The organism is Corynebacterium macginleyi (assembly GCF_003688935.1).
Taxonomy (GTDB): Bacteria; Actinomycetota; Actinomycetes; order Mycobacteriales; family Mycobacteriaceae; genus Corynebacterium; species Corynebacterium macginleyi.
On sequence record NZ_REGE01000008.1, the window covers coordinates 36361 to 53375 of the forward strand.

At 56.4% G+C, this 17015-nt stretch carries 18 protein-coding genes and 1 riboswitch; of the genes, 5 read left to right on the plus strand and 13 right to left on the minus strand.

From position 1 onward, the window contains the following. Nucleotides 1–15 precede the first annotated feature (15 nt). Nucleotides 16–477 carry a PaaI family thioesterase gene (locus D9V82_RS06920; protein ID WP_121911688.1) on the plus strand — a complete coding sequence of 154 codons (462 nt, stop codon included), beginning with the start codon at nt 16–18 and terminating at the stop codon, nt 475–477. A gap of 13 nt (nt 478–490) precedes the next feature. Here the strand turns inward: D9V82_RS06920 and corA are convergent, their stop codons facing one another. Continuing rightward, complete coding sequence (corA, locus tag D9V82_RS06925) at nt 491–1564, minus strand: magnesium/cobalt transporter CorA (RefSeq protein WP_121911689.1); 1074 nt, start codon at nt 1562–1564, stop codon at nt 491–493. Nucleotides 1565–1680: 116 nt separating this feature from the next. On the opposite strand from corA, the gene D9V82_RS06930 reads away from it, so the two are divergent. Then, complete coding sequence (locus tag D9V82_RS06930; protein ID WP_121911735.1) at nt 1681–2283, plus strand: class I SAM-dependent methyltransferase; 603 nt, start codon at nt 1681–1683, stop codon at nt 2281–2283. Nucleotides 2284–2287: 4 nt separating this feature from the next. Here D9V82_RS06930 and D9V82_RS06935 read toward each other — a convergent pair whose 3' ends face one another. From D9V82_RS06935 to D9V82_RS06950, 4 genes are all read right to left on the minus strand, one after another. Beyond that, nucleotides 2288–3823 (minus strand): bifunctional hydroxymethylpyrimidine kinase/phosphomethylpyrimidine kinase, encoded by a 1536-nt coding sequence (locus tag D9V82_RS06935; protein WP_121911690.1) that lies wholly within the window; start codon nt 3821–3823, stop codon nt 2288–2290. After that, entirely contained in the window at nt 3816–4445 is a 630-nt protein-coding gene (gene thiE / locus D9V82_RS06940; protein ID WP_121911691.1) for a thiamine phosphate synthase, read from the minus strand. The genes D9V82_RS06935 and thiE overlap by 8 nt, the downstream gene beginning before the upstream one ends. Then, nucleotides 4442–5266: a hydroxyethylthiazole kinase gene (gene thiM / locus D9V82_RS06945; protein WP_121911692.1), complete on the minus strand. Its 825-nt coding sequence runs from the start codon at nt 5264–5266 to the stop codon at nt 4442–4444. The genes thiE and thiM overlap by 4 nt, the downstream gene beginning before the upstream one ends. Further along, a riboswitch (TPP riboswitch) is annotated at nt 5254–5349 on the minus strand. It overlaps the preceding gene by 13 nt. Before the next feature lie 103 nt (nt 5350–5452). Then, nucleotides 5453–6808, minus strand: coding sequence for an NAD(P)/FAD-dependent oxidoreductase (locus D9V82_RS06950; protein WP_121911693.1), 1356 nt, complete (start codon nt 6806–6808; stop codon nt 5453–5455). Nucleotides 6809–7031: 223 nt separating this feature from the next. Between D9V82_RS06950 and D9V82_RS06955 the strand changes: the two genes are divergently transcribed. Then, nucleotides 7032–8345, plus strand: a complete 1314-nt coding sequence (locus tag D9V82_RS06955; protein ID WP_121911694.1) for a class I SAM-dependent methyltransferase — start codon at nt 7032–7034, stop codon at nt 8343–8345. Between the two features lie 1036 nt (nt 8346–9381). On the opposite strand, the gene D9V82_RS12220 is transcribed toward D9V82_RS06955, so the two are convergent. Genes D9V82_RS12220 through D9V82_RS06965 form a run of 3 tightly spaced genes read right to left on the minus strand, consistent with a single transcriptional unit; the run spans nt 9382 to nt 10596 of the window. Continuing rightward, a complete protein-coding gene (locus D9V82_RS12220; protein WP_167449749.1) occupies nt 9382–9546 on the minus strand; it encodes a hypothetical protein in 165 nt (54 codons plus the stop codon). Between the two features lie 3 nt (nt 9547–9549). Then, nucleotides 9550–10251, minus strand: a complete 702-nt coding sequence (locus D9V82_RS06960; RefSeq protein WP_121911695.1) for a YceI family protein — start codon at nt 10249–10251, stop codon at nt 9550–9552. 3 nt (nt 10252–10254) lie between these two features. Then, entirely contained in the window at nt 10255–10596 is a 342-nt protein-coding gene (locus D9V82_RS06965; protein ID WP_121911696.1) for a hypothetical protein, read from the minus strand. A 127-nt stretch (nt 10597–10723) separates the two neighbouring features. Between D9V82_RS06965 and D9V82_RS06970 the strand changes: the two genes are divergently transcribed. Then, a complete protein-coding gene (locus tag D9V82_RS06970) occupies nt 10724–11101 on the plus strand; it encodes an RNA polymerase-binding protein RbpA (protein WP_005279221.1) in 378 nt (125 codons plus the stop codon). An 89-nt stretch (nt 11102–11190) separates the two neighbouring features. On the opposite strand, the gene D9V82_RS06975 is transcribed toward D9V82_RS06970, so the two are convergent. The 3 genes from D9V82_RS06975 to D9V82_RS06985 are packed head-to-tail and all read right to left on the minus strand — an operon-like array spanning nt 11191 to nt 14204. After that, complete coding sequence (locus D9V82_RS06975) at nt 11191–12090, minus strand: polyprenol monophosphomannose synthase (protein ID WP_121911697.1); 900 nt, start codon at nt 12088–12090, stop codon at nt 11191–11193. 14 nt (nt 12091–12104) lie between these two features. Further along, entirely contained in the window at nt 12105–13622 is a 1518-nt protein-coding gene (gene lnt, locus D9V82_RS06980; RefSeq protein WP_121911698.1) for an apolipoprotein N-acyltransferase, read from the minus strand. Then, complete coding sequence (locus D9V82_RS06985) at nt 13623–14204, minus strand: FxsA family protein (protein ID WP_200440565.1); 582 nt, start codon at nt 14202–14204, stop codon at nt 13623–13625. 87 nt (nt 14205–14291) lie between these two features. Here D9V82_RS06985 and D9V82_RS06990 point away from each other — a divergent pair, with 87 nt between their 5' ends. Beyond that, nucleotides 14292–15137, plus strand: a complete 846-nt coding sequence (locus tag D9V82_RS06990; protein ID WP_121911700.1) for a precorrin-3B synthase — start codon at nt 14292–14294, stop codon at nt 15135–15137. On the opposite strand, the gene D9V82_RS06995 is transcribed toward D9V82_RS06990, so the two are convergent. After that, entirely contained in the window at nt 15134–15880 is a 747-nt protein-coding gene (locus tag D9V82_RS06995; RefSeq protein ID WP_121911701.1) for an SDR family oxidoreductase, read from the minus strand. The genes D9V82_RS06990 and D9V82_RS06995 overlap by 4 nt on opposite strands. After that, nucleotides 15881–17002, minus strand: a complete 1122-nt coding sequence (locus D9V82_RS07000) for a M24 family metallopeptidase (protein ID WP_121911702.1) — start codon at nt 17000–17002, stop codon at nt 15881–15883. Nucleotides 17003–17015: the final 13 nt, after the last annotated feature.

The window sequence follows — 17015 nt, forward strand, 5'->3', positions numbered from 1 at the left end:
CTAAGGTGGGAGACTATGTCGGATACCCAGATACTCAATGACTTGCTCCATACCGCGCATACGCGCCTGCTCAACGATGAGGAGTTAGAGAAACTAAATTCAGTTAACGGCGGCTTTGCAGAGTTTATCGGGCTCACCTTTGAACGCGTAGGTCCGGCTGAGGCTCGCGCGCGGCTCACCGTATCTCCTCAGCACCACCAGCCGTGGGGCGTGGCCAATGGAGGACTATATTGCACCATCGCGGAAACCGTCGCCTCTATCGCCAGCGTCGCGGCTGCTGACGCCCCAGCGATGGGGGTCAATAACTCCACGGACTTTATCAAGGCGACAGCGAAGGGCGAACTTGAAGCGGTAGCCACCCCCATCCAATTGGGTAAGCGCACCCACGTGTGGAACGTAGACATCCGCCAAGACAACACGTTGATCGCGCGCACCACGTTGCGCACGATGATTTTGAGTGAGCACAACAGAGGCTAAAGGTGACAGGGGGCTAGAGCCAGTGGTTTTTCCGAAACCACGCCCACAGGCCGCCGACGACAGCAACCATGATTATGATTGCCATGGGATAGCCAAACGCCCAATGTAACTCCGGCATGATATCGAAGTTCATGCCGTAGATACCGGCAACTAAGGTCGGCGCGGCCCACATGCCGACGACGGCGGAAATGGTGCGCATATCGGAGTTTTGCTGCATCGTGACCTTAGCCACAGAGGCATCAATTAACGAGGTCAGACGTTCATCGAAGCTAGCCACCAAGTCATTGACCACGAGCTCATGATCGTAGACATCGCGCAGGTAGGACCGGATCTGTGTGGAAATGAGATCTTTATGGTCCGAGACCATGGCTTTTAATGCCGCAGATAGCGGATAGATGGCGTGCTTCATCTCCAAGACTTCGCGCTTGAACATATAAATGCGGTCGACGTCGAATTTAAGATTAGGCGTAAAGATTTCTTCTTCAAGTTCATCGACTTCATCACTAATTAACCGTGCTACCTCGGAGTAGCGGTCCACCATCATGTCCAAGATCTTCCAGGCCATGGCGACGGGACCGAGCTCCACCAAGTCCTGCTCGTCTTTTACGGTGTAGGCGAGGTTAGGCAGCTTCGCACCATGGCGAACGGTGATAATGAAGTTCGAGCCCATAATCATCTGGATTTCGCCCGTGGAGATGATTTGGCGCTTATCTTTTACCTCATCGTGGTCGCGGTAATTCACCGAGCGCGCCACCACAAAGAGCTGATCATCGTAGCGTTCCAGCTTTGGGCGCTGGTGGGCCATGACGGCGTCCTCTACGATGAGCTCGTGGATGCCGAATTGTGAAGCAATCTTCGTCATCTGGGATTCATAAGGCTCATGCAGACCCACCCAGACAAAACCACGGCCATATTCCGCCACAGTTTCCAGGGCGGAATGCGCGGAATACTCGCCGGGTAAGGACTCGCCATCAACGAAAACCCGGCAGTGTTCAATAGCGCGCTCCGCCGGAACTGGTGGGAAAGACGGCTGACTCGGAGGCGCGGGTTTCTTACGGCCCCTAAAAGGCGTGGGTACGGACGGCATCGTTTCAGCCTCCTTTGCACGATAGTGCGGGTAATAACGCAGTTGAGTAGTAAGACGAGCCACGTTTTATGTAGCGGCTAAAGCTTACACCGACGGTGGGTAATATAATTGAATCCATGCCTACGTGGAAAGAAGTTACCGAAGCTAATCCGGCCCATTCCCATAATTACGCCCGTAGATGGACGATGCTCAAGGCGCAGGGCAAAGACATCCATGGGGAGGCCCGGCTTATCGATGCCATGGTGGAACGCAATTCCTCCATCCTTGACGCCGGCTGTGGAACCGGCCGCGTTGGTGGAGAGTTGTTGCGCCGCGGACATAGCGTGATGGGCGTTGACATAGATCCCATTTTGATCGAACACGCCGAACATGACTTCCCAGACGGTGAGTGGTTCGTGCGGGATCTGTGCACGGACCAGATTCCTGAAGGACCTTTTGACCTTGCTGTTTCTGCGGGTAACGTCATGGGCTTTTTAGCCGTTGACGGACGCGAGGAAGCCCTGCGAAATATTTTCAATTCGCTCACCCCCGGCGGACGCTTCGTCACCGGTTTTGGCGAAGGCCGCGGCTGGGGCTTCCAGGACTTCCTCGATATGGCGCAGAAGGTGGGCTACCGCGTTGACTTCACGTTCTCTTCCTGGGACATGAAGCTATTTTCGGAGCATTCCGCTTTCCTGGTCGCCGTGCTATCGCGACCAGGCGCGGACCTTTTGGCTTAAAGCCTTAAAAGCGTCGGTCTGCTTGGTCGAAGAAATCGACCTCGTGGATACTGGCGCTGATGAAGGCGCGCTCGGCCCGGGTACGAGTGGTCTCGTCTGCCTTTTCTAAGATTTCTTCCACAATCTTAATGCTCTTGCGCACCCCGTCTAAGAAATTCTCGCTGCCGTAGACCTCCAACCAGGCATGGTAGGGATGCTCGGGCGAGTCGAATTTCGCCAGGTGCAGGCCTACCTCTGCATACAGCCAATAGCAGGGGAGGACCGCCGCGATGCCGACGGCATAATCATCAGTATGCGTGCTGCGGATGAGAAAATCCGTGTAAGCGCTAGTTATCCGCGACGGGGCCGTGGTGGCCGAATCCTTCAGCCACCCACGGTGCAGCTCAGCTTCCTCTGCGAGGCACTCATAGGCGCCCTGCGCCCAGTGCAATTGCTGTGCGGTATCGGGCGCTTGGCTGGCCAAGCGAGCCAAGGCCTTAGAGTAAGACCCCAAGTACTGCGAATTCTGATCGAGGTAGAAACTGAAAGCATCTTTAGCGAGCGCACCGGACCCTAGCTTCTGAATAAAAGGTAGTGCCTTAATCTGCTCCCAGTAGTTTGCCGCGATATTCCACAGGCGCTGCGTATACGGGCCTGCAGCCGCAACGCGCGGCTGTTCTGGATTGTCTACCTCTTCCAAAGGCCCGGCCAAGTGAGGAAGCGGTATCGAGGAGGCGGCCCGCATCAAACGCTGCGAGCGGTGCAGATGGTCTACTGGTCCACTGCCTGTGCCCACGGCCAGCGCATCCGCATTAACGATCGCCTCATGTAACCACTCCGTCGACCACTCTAAAGCGCTGGGGGTATCATCACCTGCACCAAGCCTCGTTGCTAGGGCAGAGGACAGGGAGCAACCAGTGCCGTGGCTGTTCTTAGTTTGCACTCGAGCGGACGCTACCCGATGGACTTTTCCTTCCGGGGTGACCACGGCGTTATCGGCACTCACCGAATCAAGGTGCCCGCCCTTAACGATGACCGTCGTATCGGCCTTAGCGGCCCACCCCTGCGCCACCTCGATGGCGCGTTCTAAATCCGTGGCTTCCTCTGTTTGTGTCAGTACAGCTAGCTCTTTTAAGTTGGGTGTGATGACATCAACCCGGAAGCACAGCTCGCGCACCGCCTTTTCCGCCTCGGGCGCCAAGAGGCGGTCGCCGCTGGTAGCGACCATGACCGGATCCAACACCACGGGGACGGAAGGGTCGATTCGGTCTAGGAACGTGTCTACGCAGTCGGTAATGTGGGCATCGGCAAGCATGCCGATTTTGATCGCATCAATGTCTACGTCCTCGCGGACGGAATCCAGCTGCTCCTGCAAGAAATCCAGCGGCGGGATGTGAACGCTGCGCACACCCTGGGTATTTTGTGCCACCAGTGCGGTGACAACACTCATCCCATATCCGCCTGCGGCGGCGATGGACTTGAGATCGGCCTGAATGCCAGCTCCGCCACTGGGATCGGTTCCAGCAATCGAGAGAATACGGGGGTATGTTCCTTTAGCCACGGTAGGCCTCCTTCAGTTTGTGTGCTGCCGCTGCCGGGTCATCGGCAGCCATGATCTCGCTAACCACGCAGATACCTGCGAAATCGCTTCCCGAAAGTTCGGAAGCATTATGTGCCTTGATGCCACCAATCGCGACGGACTCAATGCCGCGTTCGCGAGCCGCGGTGGCCAGGCGCCCTGCGGCTTTAGCGCCAATTCCTGCGGGGGCATTCTTCTTAGTCATCGTCGAATAAACCGGGCCAATACCAATGACATCGGGGGCCTCATGTGGGTCAATGGCGTCTAGCTGCTGCGCTGTGCCCACCGAAAGCCCGATGAGCTTATCGGGCCCAAGCAGAGCACGGGCACTGTGAAAATCCATATCGCTTTGGCCAATGTGTAAGTGGCAACCCACCTTGGCAGCTACCTCAACGCGGTCGTTGATAAAAAGCGGTATGTCGCCCAAAACTTCCATAAGCTTGCGGGCGGTAGTTTCCACCGCCTCATCGCTGGCTTGCTTATCTCGCAATTGCACAACGGTAGCCCCACCGCGGACTGCTTCTTGAACGATGGGAACTACTTTATCCCGCCCGCCGGCGAGGTCTGGGTCGGTGATGAGATACAGAGTCCAATCTATGCTCATGCCAGTTCCGCAACGTCTGCGATCTCCGAGGCAGAGATCCTTTTCTCGATAGCGGCTGTTGATAACTCATGCAAAGCATCGAGCCAGGCAACCGCAAAGGAACCAGGTGCCGTTGATTTCTCTGCGGCAACGCTGCCTGCAGCGCCCACATGCGCATGCGCGGCGATAATAGCCGCGAAAGGATCCTCCCACGCCGCGAGGTAGGCCGCACAGATAGCGCCGAGCGAACAACCTGTGCCGATGACTTTTTGTAGCATTGGATGCCCCGATTCGAGACTTATAGCGCGTGGGAATTCGCCAGCCTGCACGATGAGATCCGTAGGGCCGGATACGCTGATAACGGCTCCGGTCTCGCGGGAAAGCTTGAGCGCCGGCTCGAGGGCGGCTTCCACACCATCGGTGGATTCCACGCCACGCCCGCCAACTCCAGTTCCTGCCAAGGCGATGATCTCGGAAGCATTGCCCCGAATCGCCGTGGGGCGCTGCGGTAAAATTTCATGCATGAACTCGGTGCGCTCGTGCAGCCCACCCGCGCCGACGGGGTCAAGCACCCACGGGTTTCCAGCAGTGGTCGCACCGGCGATTGCCTCGCGCATGCCGAAGTATTGCTCGGTATCCGGTGTCCCGCAATTGATCAGCACGCCGCTGGCGTTCTGTGCAAAGCCTCGCGATTCGCCTGGAGTATCAACCATTGCTGGGCTGGCACCGATGGCCAAAAGAGCATTGGCAGAGATATTGCTGACAACCTTATTGGTCAAACACTGAATAAGGGGAGCGGTATCGCGTACCGCGCCGTGGCTACGGAGAAATGAAAAATCCACAACTATCCCTTCGCTAGTTCTAACTTAGTGCAGGTTCAATGGGTATATCTCAGCCACCGTGGGTGGCACCCCATGTTGCAGTTTTTAATTTTAACAAAAACACGAAAATAGGAACGAAACCTAAAAGCCGCCGCCCCTAGCCGTCATGGACGGGGTAACGGGACGGCGGTTGAAGCAGAGGAGAATCTAATTCGCTTTCTTTTCTTCTGCTTCATCGATGAGGTTGCGGGCGATTCGCTGCTGGGTCGTAATCTCCAGGTTGCCGCGGTTGCGGGAGAGAATATTAGCTGCCCAGTTGACCAATACGGCCAAGCGGCTACGCAGGCCAATGACGTAGGTCAGGTGCAGGGCCAACCATGCCAGCCAGCCTGGGAAGCCAGAGAATTCGGTCTTTCCTAGCTTCACCACGGCGTTGAAGCGAGTGACGATAGCCATCGAGCCCTTGTCAAAGTACTCGAAAGGTTCCTTTTCATCAGCAGTAGACTCTTCGTCCACCTTGGTCTCGATGAGTTTGGCGACGTGCTCGCCGCCCTGGATTGCCACCTGTGCCAGGCCTGGCAGGCGGTTGAGGGACATCATGTCACCGATAATGTAGACGTTGTTAAAGTCACCAACGGTCATATCATCGTTGACCGCGACGCGGCCCGCGCGATCAGCCTCCACACCGGCCTGGTCTGCAACCATCTTGCCCAGTGGAGAAGCGGCAACACCAGCGGACCAGATCTTGGTCGCGCCCACCAGAGTGACCTCTTCATCGGTCTTCATGTTTTTGTAGGTCACGGAATCTTCGTTGACATCGGTGACCATGGCGTTCAGGCGGACGTTAACGCCTTCCTTTTCCAGGGTGCGCTGAGCACGGCGACCCAAGCGCTTGCCAAACGGCGGGAGTACCTGTGGTGCGCCGTCGAGCAAGTAAATCTTAGCCGCGGAGGTACCGTAGGTGGAGTAGACATCGCTGAGCGTGCGGTTGGCCAATTCCGCAATCTGGCCAGTGAGCTCCACACCGGTCGGGCCGGCGCCGACAATGATAAAAGTGAGAAGGCGCTCGCGCTCAGCGGGGTCATCAGTAAGCTCAGCTTTTTCGAACGCAGAAATGATCCGAGACCGAAGCTCCAGGGCGTCATCCAGGGTCTTCATGCCTGGGGCAAACTCCGCAAAATGGTCATTGCCAAAATACGACTGGCTGGAGCCAGCGGCGACCACGAGGGAGTCGTAGGAGTAGGTGCGCGAGAAATCATCGAGCCCAGCCGTAACCGTCTGGTTTTCTAGGTCAATATCGGTTACGTTGCCGTTGACAAAGTGCACATTATCCTGGTTGCGCAGCAGCTGACGGGTAGAGGGGGCGACCTCACCTGCAGAAATCATGCCCGTTGCCACCTGGTAGAGCATTGGTTGGAACAGGTGGTGGTTCTTCTTATCGATGAGGGTGATCTCAACATCGGCGTTCTTCAACTTCTTTACGGTGTTAAGACCGCCGAATCCACCGCCGACCACGACGACGTGGTGACGGCTTCCGTTTGGACGATAAGGGGTATCAGTCATCGAATTAATGCGACCTTCCTCGATAAAGCTTATTTTAAATACCCACACAGTGTAAACGCTCGTTACATAACGCGCATACTTGATATCCTTTTACATGCTTTTCGGGTTTCCTTGTACGCGGAGCGTCTTGACCGAAACCGCCCGGAAACTAGCTAAAATAAGCCCGCACCGTGACTTTGTCCCACTGCACCGTCTGATTGCACCCAGGAGCGCTCCCCAAACCATGAGTTTTTGCACCCCCGAACATTTACGCTCCATCGACGCAGAGGTATGGCCCAATATCGCGACTGTTCCATCGCAGCGCTGGGCAACGCTAAAATCACGCTGGGCCGAGGCGGAATTTGCCAAAGCCTGTGATAATGCTGGCTTGGAATTGGAGCTCGATGTAGCAGGTGGCCCGGATCTCAAGGTCGGCCACGATGCGTTATTCAAACGGATCGCCGCTACTGGATGGTTAGGCTTTGCCGAAAGCTATATGGCAGGTGAGTGGTCCGTCGAATCCTCCACCCAATTGGTGAAGGTTTTGGCCAAGCTTCTGCAGGTAGGATATCTTCCAAAGCCGCAGGGAGTAAGGGTGCGCGATTCTGAACCAGGGGAGCTGCCACTCGATCTGGTCCGCCTCTATGCCGGTGACGAACTGAGCCACGTCGGCGGAATTTTCTCCAGCGGCGTGCCGACAACGATCCGGGAAACGGTCGAAAGCTTCGGCCCGAGAACCGGCAGCCGGGAACCGAAGAGCCACTTTGTCGATGTCACGACGGTGAGCGAACCCACGAATGTGGACCGGAATGACTTGGGCGAGGCGCAGCGCAGGGCAGCAGATTGGCTTCTCGATGCTACTCGCACCGGCACCGGTACTCATCTTCTGGTTTATCCCGCAGCGGGAATGCAGGCCGCAATACGCGCTACCAAACGTCGCGCCACAGTCGATGTCCTGACCAGTGATGTTGAACAAATCACCCAAATGCGCGAGGCGCTTGTCTTCGCCGGAACAGAAGACTCTATTCGCATAGAGCGTATTCCAGATTCCGTTCCTAGCCCAAAACAGTGGCGCGGTCACTACGATGCGATTATCAGCGTGGAAAAATTTGAACAATCAAGCCCACGGGAACGTAAGGCCTTTGTTCAAGTGCTCGATCGGCTACTTACCGCCAACGGTAGGGCGGCTTTTCAATCGATCGTCGCCACCGAATCCATGTCAGAGGCCGCCCGAGCATCTTTGCAGGCTATGCGGACTTATATTTGGCCAGGGCTTGACTATCCACTGACTATGGATGTGTACCGGCTCGTCGATAAGAACTCCAATCTCCGCATCGTCTCCGAAACGCACGTGGGTAGCCACTATATTGAGTCCCTGCGCCAGCAACGATCCTTTTTCGATGGACACCTTCGCGAGGCCGCCGCCGCTGGCTATGATCAAGTTTTCCGCAGGTTATGGACGTTCCAATTCGCACTCCGCGAGGCGCTTATGACTCTCGGGATGATCGACTCCGTGCAGTTTGGCCTGGCCCACCGCAGTCGCGGCGGGCGCCGCTAAGCCTTTTTCATTCTCTTTTAGTGCGGAAGCTCGTCGAAACCGCCTAGCAGGGCGATAATCGAGACAAAAACCGTACCGGTAAACACTGATGCCGATCTACTTATCCAGATCGCGGGTGTATTTTTGCTCGGTGACGTAGCATCCGCGGGGACAATTGGCATTAACGGTAAGCAGAGCTACCTCAGGTATAAGTCGTGCGGAAACACAGCAGGATTTTGCTGGGCGTGGAGGTTGCTCTGGACCTACGCTCCAGCGGATCGAACTCCTTGATCTTACATCCATCTTACGTCCGGATACTAAGGACCGTATGCAGCTCGCCCTTATTGCCGCGGAAAATGTCGGACTTTAAGATGACGCTCAAAGCCGGGAGCACTGCCCAACTGATGTGCTCGCCGCTCTATGCAATTACAACCCCGGCATTGGAGTGCGTGGGATTGAAGCAAGCGTGCGATGCGCGGACGTCCTCAGCGTGGCGTGTCGGTGTGATGCGTTTTTACAACTAGTGAGCCGTTTTAGGACATCTGAGGGGCGCTATTTGCAAATTTGGAACACTTTGCGGGCTAAATGGCGTGGAAATTCTTAAGAGACGCGTCTCACGACGGCGGGAGGGACTCCCATTGATCTAAAATGACATAATGTACATTATCGGACAATTATGGACATCTTCGGCTCCAACTGAGGGTGGCGCCGCGCGCGCAAAAACTTTGCCTGCGTTAACAATTTTTTACCACGCTTTAGCCTACCTGCCTGTTCCAAAACCTTCGCGCTGAGAGCTGGCTGTTCCATGGCTCATTTATCCCAGATATCTTCCTTATAGGGCCAACGGAGCCGCCTTTAAATCTGCGAAGCAAGTCGGACTTAGAAAATAATTTTGGTCGGTTTGTGTGGAGTGCTACGCGAGCGACCCTACAGCCCTGGAGAGCTTTAAAGAGAAAGGAGCTCATAGGCACGACAAAGCCAGACTTTCCCGCTCCCCCCCTCGTTTCCATTTTTTAGTCACAGTGACCTTATAACGGGGATGAAAGGTATAAACGTTTTAGTGGTTTTTATAAGCGCTCCAGAGCTGCCAGATAGTTACTACCGTCAGCAATGCTGCAATCGCCGTTACTACCCACATTTGTTGAACCGCTACGAAAATTGAGAAGGCTATGACGACGATGAAACGGAACCAGAGCACGGAAATTAAGCGTCGAGGATTCATGGTTTAGTCCTTGCTCAAGGAGATACGCAAGTTAATCTCGCCATCTTCGGCGACCTTAGCCGCCAGCAGGTCTGGCGTTTCCACGTTATAATCCAACCGTTTAATCGGGATGTCGCCGCCAATGATGATGCCGTCACCATCACGCAGGACATCGAACTCGTGGGTAACCTCCTGCGTTTTGTCCTTAATTTTAAGGTCACCGGTGAGCTTAACGGAGCCGATGGTGCCGTCTGCAGGGACATCGGCAAGCGAGGCGGGCTTGGTAAGCGTAAAGGAAGACTCTGGGAAGTCCGAGGTCTTAAAGAGTTTGGACTTCATGTTTTGGTCGCGGACCTTCTTGTCCGTGGTAAGGGCATCCATGTTTACCGTGACGGTGGCGGATTCCAGTATGGAACCGGAAATCTCTGCCTGTCCGGTGACATCCGTGGTAGAGCCGGAGGTAGACGTCCTTTCCGCCGGCAAAACTTCGTCGAAGGTAAAGCCGACCGAGGTGTGGTTTTTGGCACGACCCTTGGCCACCGACCAAGAGCCATCGAGTGGAGTCGAGGCGGGCTTGGCGCCATCGGCAGTCAGGGGCCCAGTCTTGACTCCACCATTGTGAAAAAGGGAGTACACAATCGGGCCGATCGCTACGGCGGTAAACACCAGGATTAAAACCACGAAGATGGAAACGACGAGTTTCCGGTTATAAAAAAGCTTTTTCATCTACTATCGAAGTCCTTCTAAACGCCGAGACAACGAAATAAGCTCCTCACACAGGCTGGAAAGCTCTTCCGCGCTCGCGCCTTCCTCTGCGGCGATTTGAATATCTTCTGCGGAACACCGCAATTCAAAAAGGCCGTCGCGCAAATTTTGCACTTTATCTGGGCTTAAGATTACTGCATCGGCAGGAATTTCCGTGCCACTAACATTGTTTCTTTGTTCATAAGCACGCTGTTTGCACGAGGCGCTACAAAACTTGCGTGGTCGTCCCCTACCGCCTTGGTCAATATCCTTTCCACACCATTGGCAGGAACCGACATTGTTTCTACGACTAGCTGTACGGATCACTCGATACACCTTAGTCGATTAAACAGCGGGCTGGGAACAATAACGCGTGGGCGTTCGTTATAATGAGTAGCTCTTGGGCGAAACTTTCGCCGTTTATCAGGGATGTTTTTGAAAAGGATGATGTTGCATGGCAGATCGCGTACTCCGTGGCAGCCGTATGGGCGCAGTCAGCTACGAAACTGACCGCGACCACGACCTCGCACCGCGCCAGATGGTGAAATACCGCACGGACGACGGTGAGATTTATGAGGTACCCTTCGCGCATGAGGCAGAAATCCCTGAAGAATGGATGTGCAAGAATGGCAAACTGGGTCACCTCGTAGAGGGCGAAGGCGTGGAAGCTAAGCCTATCAAGCCACCGCGCACCCACTGGGACATGTTGCGGGAACGTCGGTCCATCGAGGAACTCGATGAACTTTTGGAAGAGCGAATCAACCACTTGCGCTCCCGCCGTCGAACCGCTGCTCGCCTCCTCAAGGAGCAGGAGCAGCAGAAGAAGTCTTAAAGACGAGCGAAGGCGGAATTAATAAAGCCCGTACACTGACAGCCACATTGGCGTGAGGGTACGGGCTTTAAGCGGCCTTGGCCACTTAATTATTTCTTCTTGGTCAGCTGGCCCACTTGGTGTTTGACCAAGTATCCCAGCTCATTGGCCAAATTAGTGGCCCAGCCCACACCGTTGCGGGCCTTCTGGCTAACATTGTGAACGGCGCCGTATTTGACCTCGTGTTCCGCCAGCTTGGACATCTCGCCGGCAAAATCCTTCACCTGTCCCATACGGTGAGCCATTCCCCACTTGGTTACCTCCAAGAGTGAGTCCTTGACAAAGGAACCATCCAGCTTAGACTCGCCGTATTCGCGCTCGGTGAAGGTGATGGGCACCTCGCGGATATCGTATCCAGCCTTGACCGCGCGGAAGGCTAGGTCCACCTGGAAGATGTAGCCGGCCTTGGACAGCTCGTCAAAGTCGATATCTTCCAAGAGCTCGCGGCGGAAGGCACGGTAACCGGCGGTCATATCGGATAGGTCGGTTCCGAGCGCGAAAGAGATGTAGAGGTTGCCCCAGCGAGACAGGTACTCGCGAGATGCTGGCCAGTTGACGGTCTCGCCGCCCGGTACGTAGCGGGAACCGATGACGAGGTCCGCGCCCTTGTCAATCTCCTCCAGCAGCAGGTGCAGCTGTTCTGGGGCGTGGGAGCCATCAGCATCCATTTCACAAAGAACCTTATAGTCCCGCTCCAGGCCCCATTCGAAGCCAGCGATATAAGCGCCTAAGAGGCCGCCCTTGCCCTCGCGGTGCAGCACGTGAATGTGGTCATCTTCTGTAGCAAAAGCATCAGCCTTCTCGCCGGTGCCGTCGGGAGAATTATCATCCACGACGAGGATATGGACCTCTGGCTGCGCGTCACGAACACGGCCAGTAATCAAGGGAAGGTTTTCAATCTCGTTATACGTAGGGATGATAACCAGCGTCGCAGAGTCAAGAGTGCTCACAGTAATTAATGCTCCTACTTTTCTTTAGCGCCGACACCGCGAGGTGTACGACCCAATCGGTTGGTACGCACAGCAATGAGTGCGCAGACGGTACCAATAATAACCATCAGCCACTGCATGAGCGAACCGTACCGCACCGAAAATGTCTCACCAGTTTTAAGCGGCAGGCTTTCTACCAGTGCTGCAGGCTCAAATAGCTTGGTGGACTGGCTTACGCTACCGTCTGGGTGCACTAGTGCGGAAACACCAGAGGTGGCTGCGACGACAACTGCGCGGTCGGTTTCGAGCGCGCGCAGCCTGCTCATGGCTAGCTGCTGGTAGGTCATATCGGAAAACCCAAACGTAGCGTTATTCGTAGGCGTCGTAAGAAGCTGAGCGCCATTTTGGATGGATTTACGGAACGCATCGTCGAAGGAGACCTCGTAACAGGTCGCTACACCTACCGCGACGGAATTCATGGAGACCACACCGGTCCCGTCCCCTGCCTTGAAATCTCCGGCGAGATCGACGTAGTCCGAGAAACGCGCGAAGAAGTCCCGCATGGGCATTGTCTCGCCGAAGGGTTGCAGGTACTTCTTATGGTGGTGCTCGCCCACACCATGGCCCGGTGTAAAGACTTGCATGGTATTACGCGCACCTACCTCATCGCGGGTGGCGGTACCGACTAGCACGGGCGCGTCAATGGCATCAACGGCCCCGCTAATGGCCTGGGCTGCTGCGCTGTCGCGGAAAGGGTCGATATCGGAAGAGTTTTCCGGCCAGATCACCAGATCTATATCATCTTCGTGTTTAGCCAATTCCTCTGTTTCCTGGATATGGTTATTCAGCACCGCGCGCCGTTGCCCGGCGAAATCCAAGCCGCTGCGCGGCACGTTGCCTTGGATTGCGGCCACCTTTGCCTCGCCAACCTTGGTATCCGTAGGATCAATGCCGCGCCCGGCCGCGAGTCCAGCCATGAGCGGGAGAATAAAGGCGGCCCCAGCGGCTACCTTTACCTTTCCGCCGCGCAGTAATAAACCGGCAAGGCCGCAGGCGCTCAATACGGTTGCCACCGTAATCAGCGAGGTCCCGCCCCACGGGGCCAGACTAGCCAACGGCCCTTCAATTTGTCCCCACGCCAGTTTGACCCAGGGGAAACCGCCAAAGGGCACCGAGGAACGCACAACCTCCACAGCGAGGTACACCAAGGGAAAGACCAGAAATCCAAATCGCCACCGCGCCACCGCGGCCCCAAAAATACCTAAGGCTATCGCATACACTGACAGCCAGATAGAAAGTGCCGCATAAGGAATGATTCCTACCAACTCGCCAATCCAGGGCAGGCTCAGCAAGTACAAAACCAACCCGTGTGCCACAGCCAAGAAGGCACCAGCGGCACCGCACACCTGTCGCCCACGCCACGGCATCAGGGTCATATAAAGCAAAGCGATGCCAATAATCGCACCCCACCAACAACCGTGCGGCTCAACGGCAGTGAAAGTCAGCGCACCAGATAAAGCCGCTACGGTGAGGCGGGCGAGGAATACCTGCACCTATTTTTCCCCACCCTGCGAATTTTCGTCGCCGCTGCGTGGGCCGAAGTCATCAGGTTTCAGGTTTTCGGACCAGTGGCGAAGCTCTTCCTCGTCGATTACCTCGTGAGACTCGTTCTGGCCAGATGGTTGTCCAAAGGAACCGAAATTGCCATAGCTATCGTGCTGTTGTGCCATGGGCGAGGCTTCGTAAATGCGCGCACCCATCTTCTCTACCTTGCGGTAAATGGATACGGCCATAACCTTTCTAAACAAAGACCGCGTTGGGGCGAAAATGAGTAGGATCCCCAAAAGGCTCGTCAAAAAACCGGGCAGGGACAACAACATGCCACCGGCTAGGGTGAGGCCCACATTCCCGGCGGTCAAGCCCATATTGTTATCGCGGACGTAGTAGGTTCCGTCACTAGCCTGTTCTACTTGTTTACTCATCAGTCTGCGCACCTCAATGCCAGCGATGGACATGCCAAAGAACATGGTGATGAACAGAACAATGAGCGTCCAAAAGAGGCCCAAAAACTCGGCGACGGCCCAAAACGCCACTGTTTCTGCCAGCATATAGAGGACGAGATATAAAAACGGCATAGCGCCCAGTTTAACGAGCAAACCTGGCGATACGCTGGCAACACACGAACCCGGCGCAGGGCTTCTTACCGGCTACACTGGCAAGCTATGCAGTATCCCAAATTTTTTCAGCACCCTGAGTCCGGCACCTGCCTGCGCCTGCACGTTGTGGGTGGTCTTACCAGCCCCAATGATTGGATCCATTTGGGGTATTGCGCGACGCATTGGGCCGATGGCAGCGTCTATATTGGCCCTAATTCAACCATCGAGTTGCGGGGAGTCACGGACAAGGCGCAGTTGGCTGCTGAGCTGGATAAATTGGAGTTGCAGAGCTTTCACCTTCCTGTGCTGGCCTCTCCCCTTTCCGCCACGGCGAAGCAGGCGGCCCTGCAGCTTTCCACGCACCTGAATACCGAACGACCTGGCCTGGAGTCGCTTGCGGTTACCGCTCCGACCAACGATCTACCGGCTTCTGCCGCGCAGGTAAGTATGCGGCTGCTTGACGATGCCACCTTAAGCATCACCCATTCCCCCGCCACCGACAGCCCTACCGTGGGTCTTTCGCTTGCCGATGCCGCAGCCCACCTCCAGCGCCTTGGTTCCTTGTGCACCAAGGAGGCGGAAGCAACCGAGGCGGACGGTGCCGAGGCAAAGCGAACTGGCGCGACTGGTGCGGAGCTCACCACGGAACCGGGGCCCATTGGCTGGTTGGATGAGCACCAGGCAGAAGGCGTGGTCGACCTGGGTGCAGGGGTCTACCAAGGAGCCATACCTGCGCAGTTCGCCCAACTTATTGGCCAACTCGAGGTGGATATAACGGTCACTCCTTGGGGAGGCCTCGTCTTTCACGACATCGCAGAGGGAGATGCTGAGGTCGTCCTCCGTGTGCTCGCCCCGCGCGGTTTTATCTTCGACATCAACTCGCCCTTGCTGCGGGAAAGCGAGACGGACTAACGCGGCATGTGCCGCCACACGGGACGGGGCACGATCCGCATGACCCAAGCCAAGGCTTGCAGCGCCTTCGGGATCCACAGGGTGTGGCTGCGCGCTTGGCCGCGGCGATCGTCATTGTCGATGCAGGCGACGACGGCGTCGGCGACATCGCCCGGCCGTACCGATAGCGGTGCCGGCTTCATCCCCTGGGTCATGGACCCAATGACGAAACCGGGGCGCGCGGTAATCACTCCTAGCCCGCTGCCGTGCAACCTGTCCGCCAGACCCTGGCAAAAAGCATCCAGCCCGGCTTTGGTGGAACCATACACATAATTGGCTCGGCGCGCCCGCCACCCAGCGATGGAAGAAAAGGCCACAATATGCCCGCGCGGCATCGACTGCGCGGCCACCGTCAGCACGGAGACCTGGGCGGTGTAGTCGATCGTGGCGATATGTGCTGCGTGGGACGGATCGGTTTCCGCCTTATCTTGATCCCCCAAGATACCGAAGGCGATAACCGTCAGCTCAATTGCGCCGATACGTTCCTTGGCCTCGGCAAAGATCTGGCGGTGCAGGGAAAAGTCATCCGCGTCAAAGAACAGCTGGTGGACGCTGCGCGCACCCGCGGCCTCTAGCTGGGCCGTAATTTCCTGCAGCCTATGCGTCCCGCGCGCGGCGAGGACAATGTCGTTGCCGCGGGCCACGCGCCGTGCGATTTCACCAGCAATATCGCTGCGCCCGCCCAAAATCAGTACGCCAGCCACTTAGCGCACTTCGCGTTCAACGGTATTGAGAGACTCGTAGCCATCCTGGGTCAATACCACGATGTCTTCGAGCCGCATGCCCCACTGGCCTTCCAGGTAAATGCCTGGCTCTATAGAAAAAGCCATGCCCTCTTCCAGCACCAGGTCATTTCCATCCATAATGAAAGGCTCTTCGTGGGTCGATAGCCCAATTCCGTGGCCGGTGCGGTGGACGAATTTGTCGCCCCAGCCGGCATCGGCAATAGCCTTTCTCGCAATCGCATCGACTTCCTCGGCCGTGCTGCCGGGCTTGGCGGCGGCGCGGGCTGCTGCCTGGGCATCGTAAAGCACCGCATAAGCGTCCTGGAAGTCCTGCGGTGCCTGGCTAAGATCGCCGCCTACGACGTAGGTACGGGTGCAATCGGAGTGATAACCAGAGGGCAAGGTGCCCCCGAGATCCACGACGACGGGCTCACCGCCTGCAAGCTTTCGGTCAGAGAAACTGTGGTGCGGATTGGCGCCATTCGGGCCGGAGCCCACGATGACAAAATCAACAATTGAATGCTCTTTGAGGATGAGCTTTTCCAATTCATGCGCCACCTCGGCTTCAGTGCGGCCGGGCTGGAGGAGCTGCGGAACCTGGGCGTGCACGGCGTCGATAGCCTGGCCAGCTTTTCGTAGCTCTGCGATTTCCGCTTTGTCCTTGCGGGTAAAGAGTTCTGCAAGCGCGTAAGTGGCAAGAACGTAGTCCGCCTCGGATATACGCGCCTGCAACTGCAAAACATGATCCGCCGTCAGGGATTGGCCCAGCGCGACCTTCCTGATCGGCCCAGCGCCCTGGAGGGCGAGATCATAGGGATTATCGCCGTCATTCCAACCACGCAATTCAGCATCTAGCTTGTTCACGGGTGCTGATTTAATATCCGTGATGTCCGTATTCGGCGATACAATCCACGGCCTACCATCTCGTGGAATGGCTAGCACTGTGAGGCGTTCGTGGGACGATACCCACGAACCGGTCAGGTAAGCGAAATCGGGGCCGGTGCCGATCAACAATAGGTCAATGCCCTGCTGGGCGGCCGCTTTTTGCGCTGCCGCGAGCCGCCGCGAATACACTTCGGAAGAAAAGGCCTGAGGATTCATGCCCCTTAGTTTA

Bases quoted from the DNA above. Each gene is read 5' to 3' on its own strand.
- D9V82_RS06920 (WP_121911688.1), top strand. From the start codon at position 16: ATGTCGGATACCCAGATACTCAATGACTTGCTCCATACCGCGCATACG.
- corA (WP_121911689.1), bottom strand. From the start codon at position 1,564: ATGCCGTCCGTACCCACGCCTTTTAGGGGCCGTAAGAAACCCGCGCCT.
- D9V82_RS06930 (WP_121911735.1), top strand. From the start codon at position 1,681: ATGCCTACGTGGAAAGAAGTTACCGAAGCTAATCCGGCCCATTCCCAT.
- thiE (WP_121911691.1), bottom strand. From the start codon at position 4,445: ATGAGCATAGATTGGACTCTGTATCTCATCACCGACCCAGACCTCGCC.
- D9V82_RS06950 (WP_121911693.1), bottom strand. From the start codon at position 6,808: ATGACTGATACCCCTTATCGTCCAAACGGAAGCCGTCACCACGTCGTC.
- D9V82_RS06955 (WP_121911694.1), top strand. From the start codon at position 7,032: ATGAGTTTTTGCACCCCCGAACATTTACGCTCCATCGACGCAGAGGTA.
- D9V82_RS12220 (WP_167449749.1), bottom strand. From the start codon at position 9,546: ATGAATCCTCGACGCTTAATTTCCGTGCTCTGGTTCCGTTTCATCGTC.
- D9V82_RS06960 (WP_121911695.1), bottom strand. From the start codon at position 10,251: ATGAAAAAGCTTTTTTATAACCGGAAACTCGTCGTTTCCATCTTCGTG.
- D9V82_RS06970 (WP_005279221.1), top strand. From the start codon at position 10,724: ATGGCAGATCGCGTACTCCGTGGCAGCCGTATGGGCGCAGTCAGCTAC.
- D9V82_RS06985 (WP_200440565.1), bottom strand. From the start codon at position 14,204: ATGCCGTTTTTATATCTCGTCCTCTATATGCTGGCAGAAACAGTGGCG.
- D9V82_RS06990 (WP_121911700.1), top strand. From the start codon at position 14,292: ATGCAGTATCCCAAATTTTTTCAGCACCCTGAGTCCGGCACCTGCCTG.
- D9V82_RS07000 (WP_121911702.1), bottom strand. From the start codon at position 17,002: ATGAATCCTCAGGCCTTTTCTTCCGAAGTGTATTCGCGGCGGCTCGCG.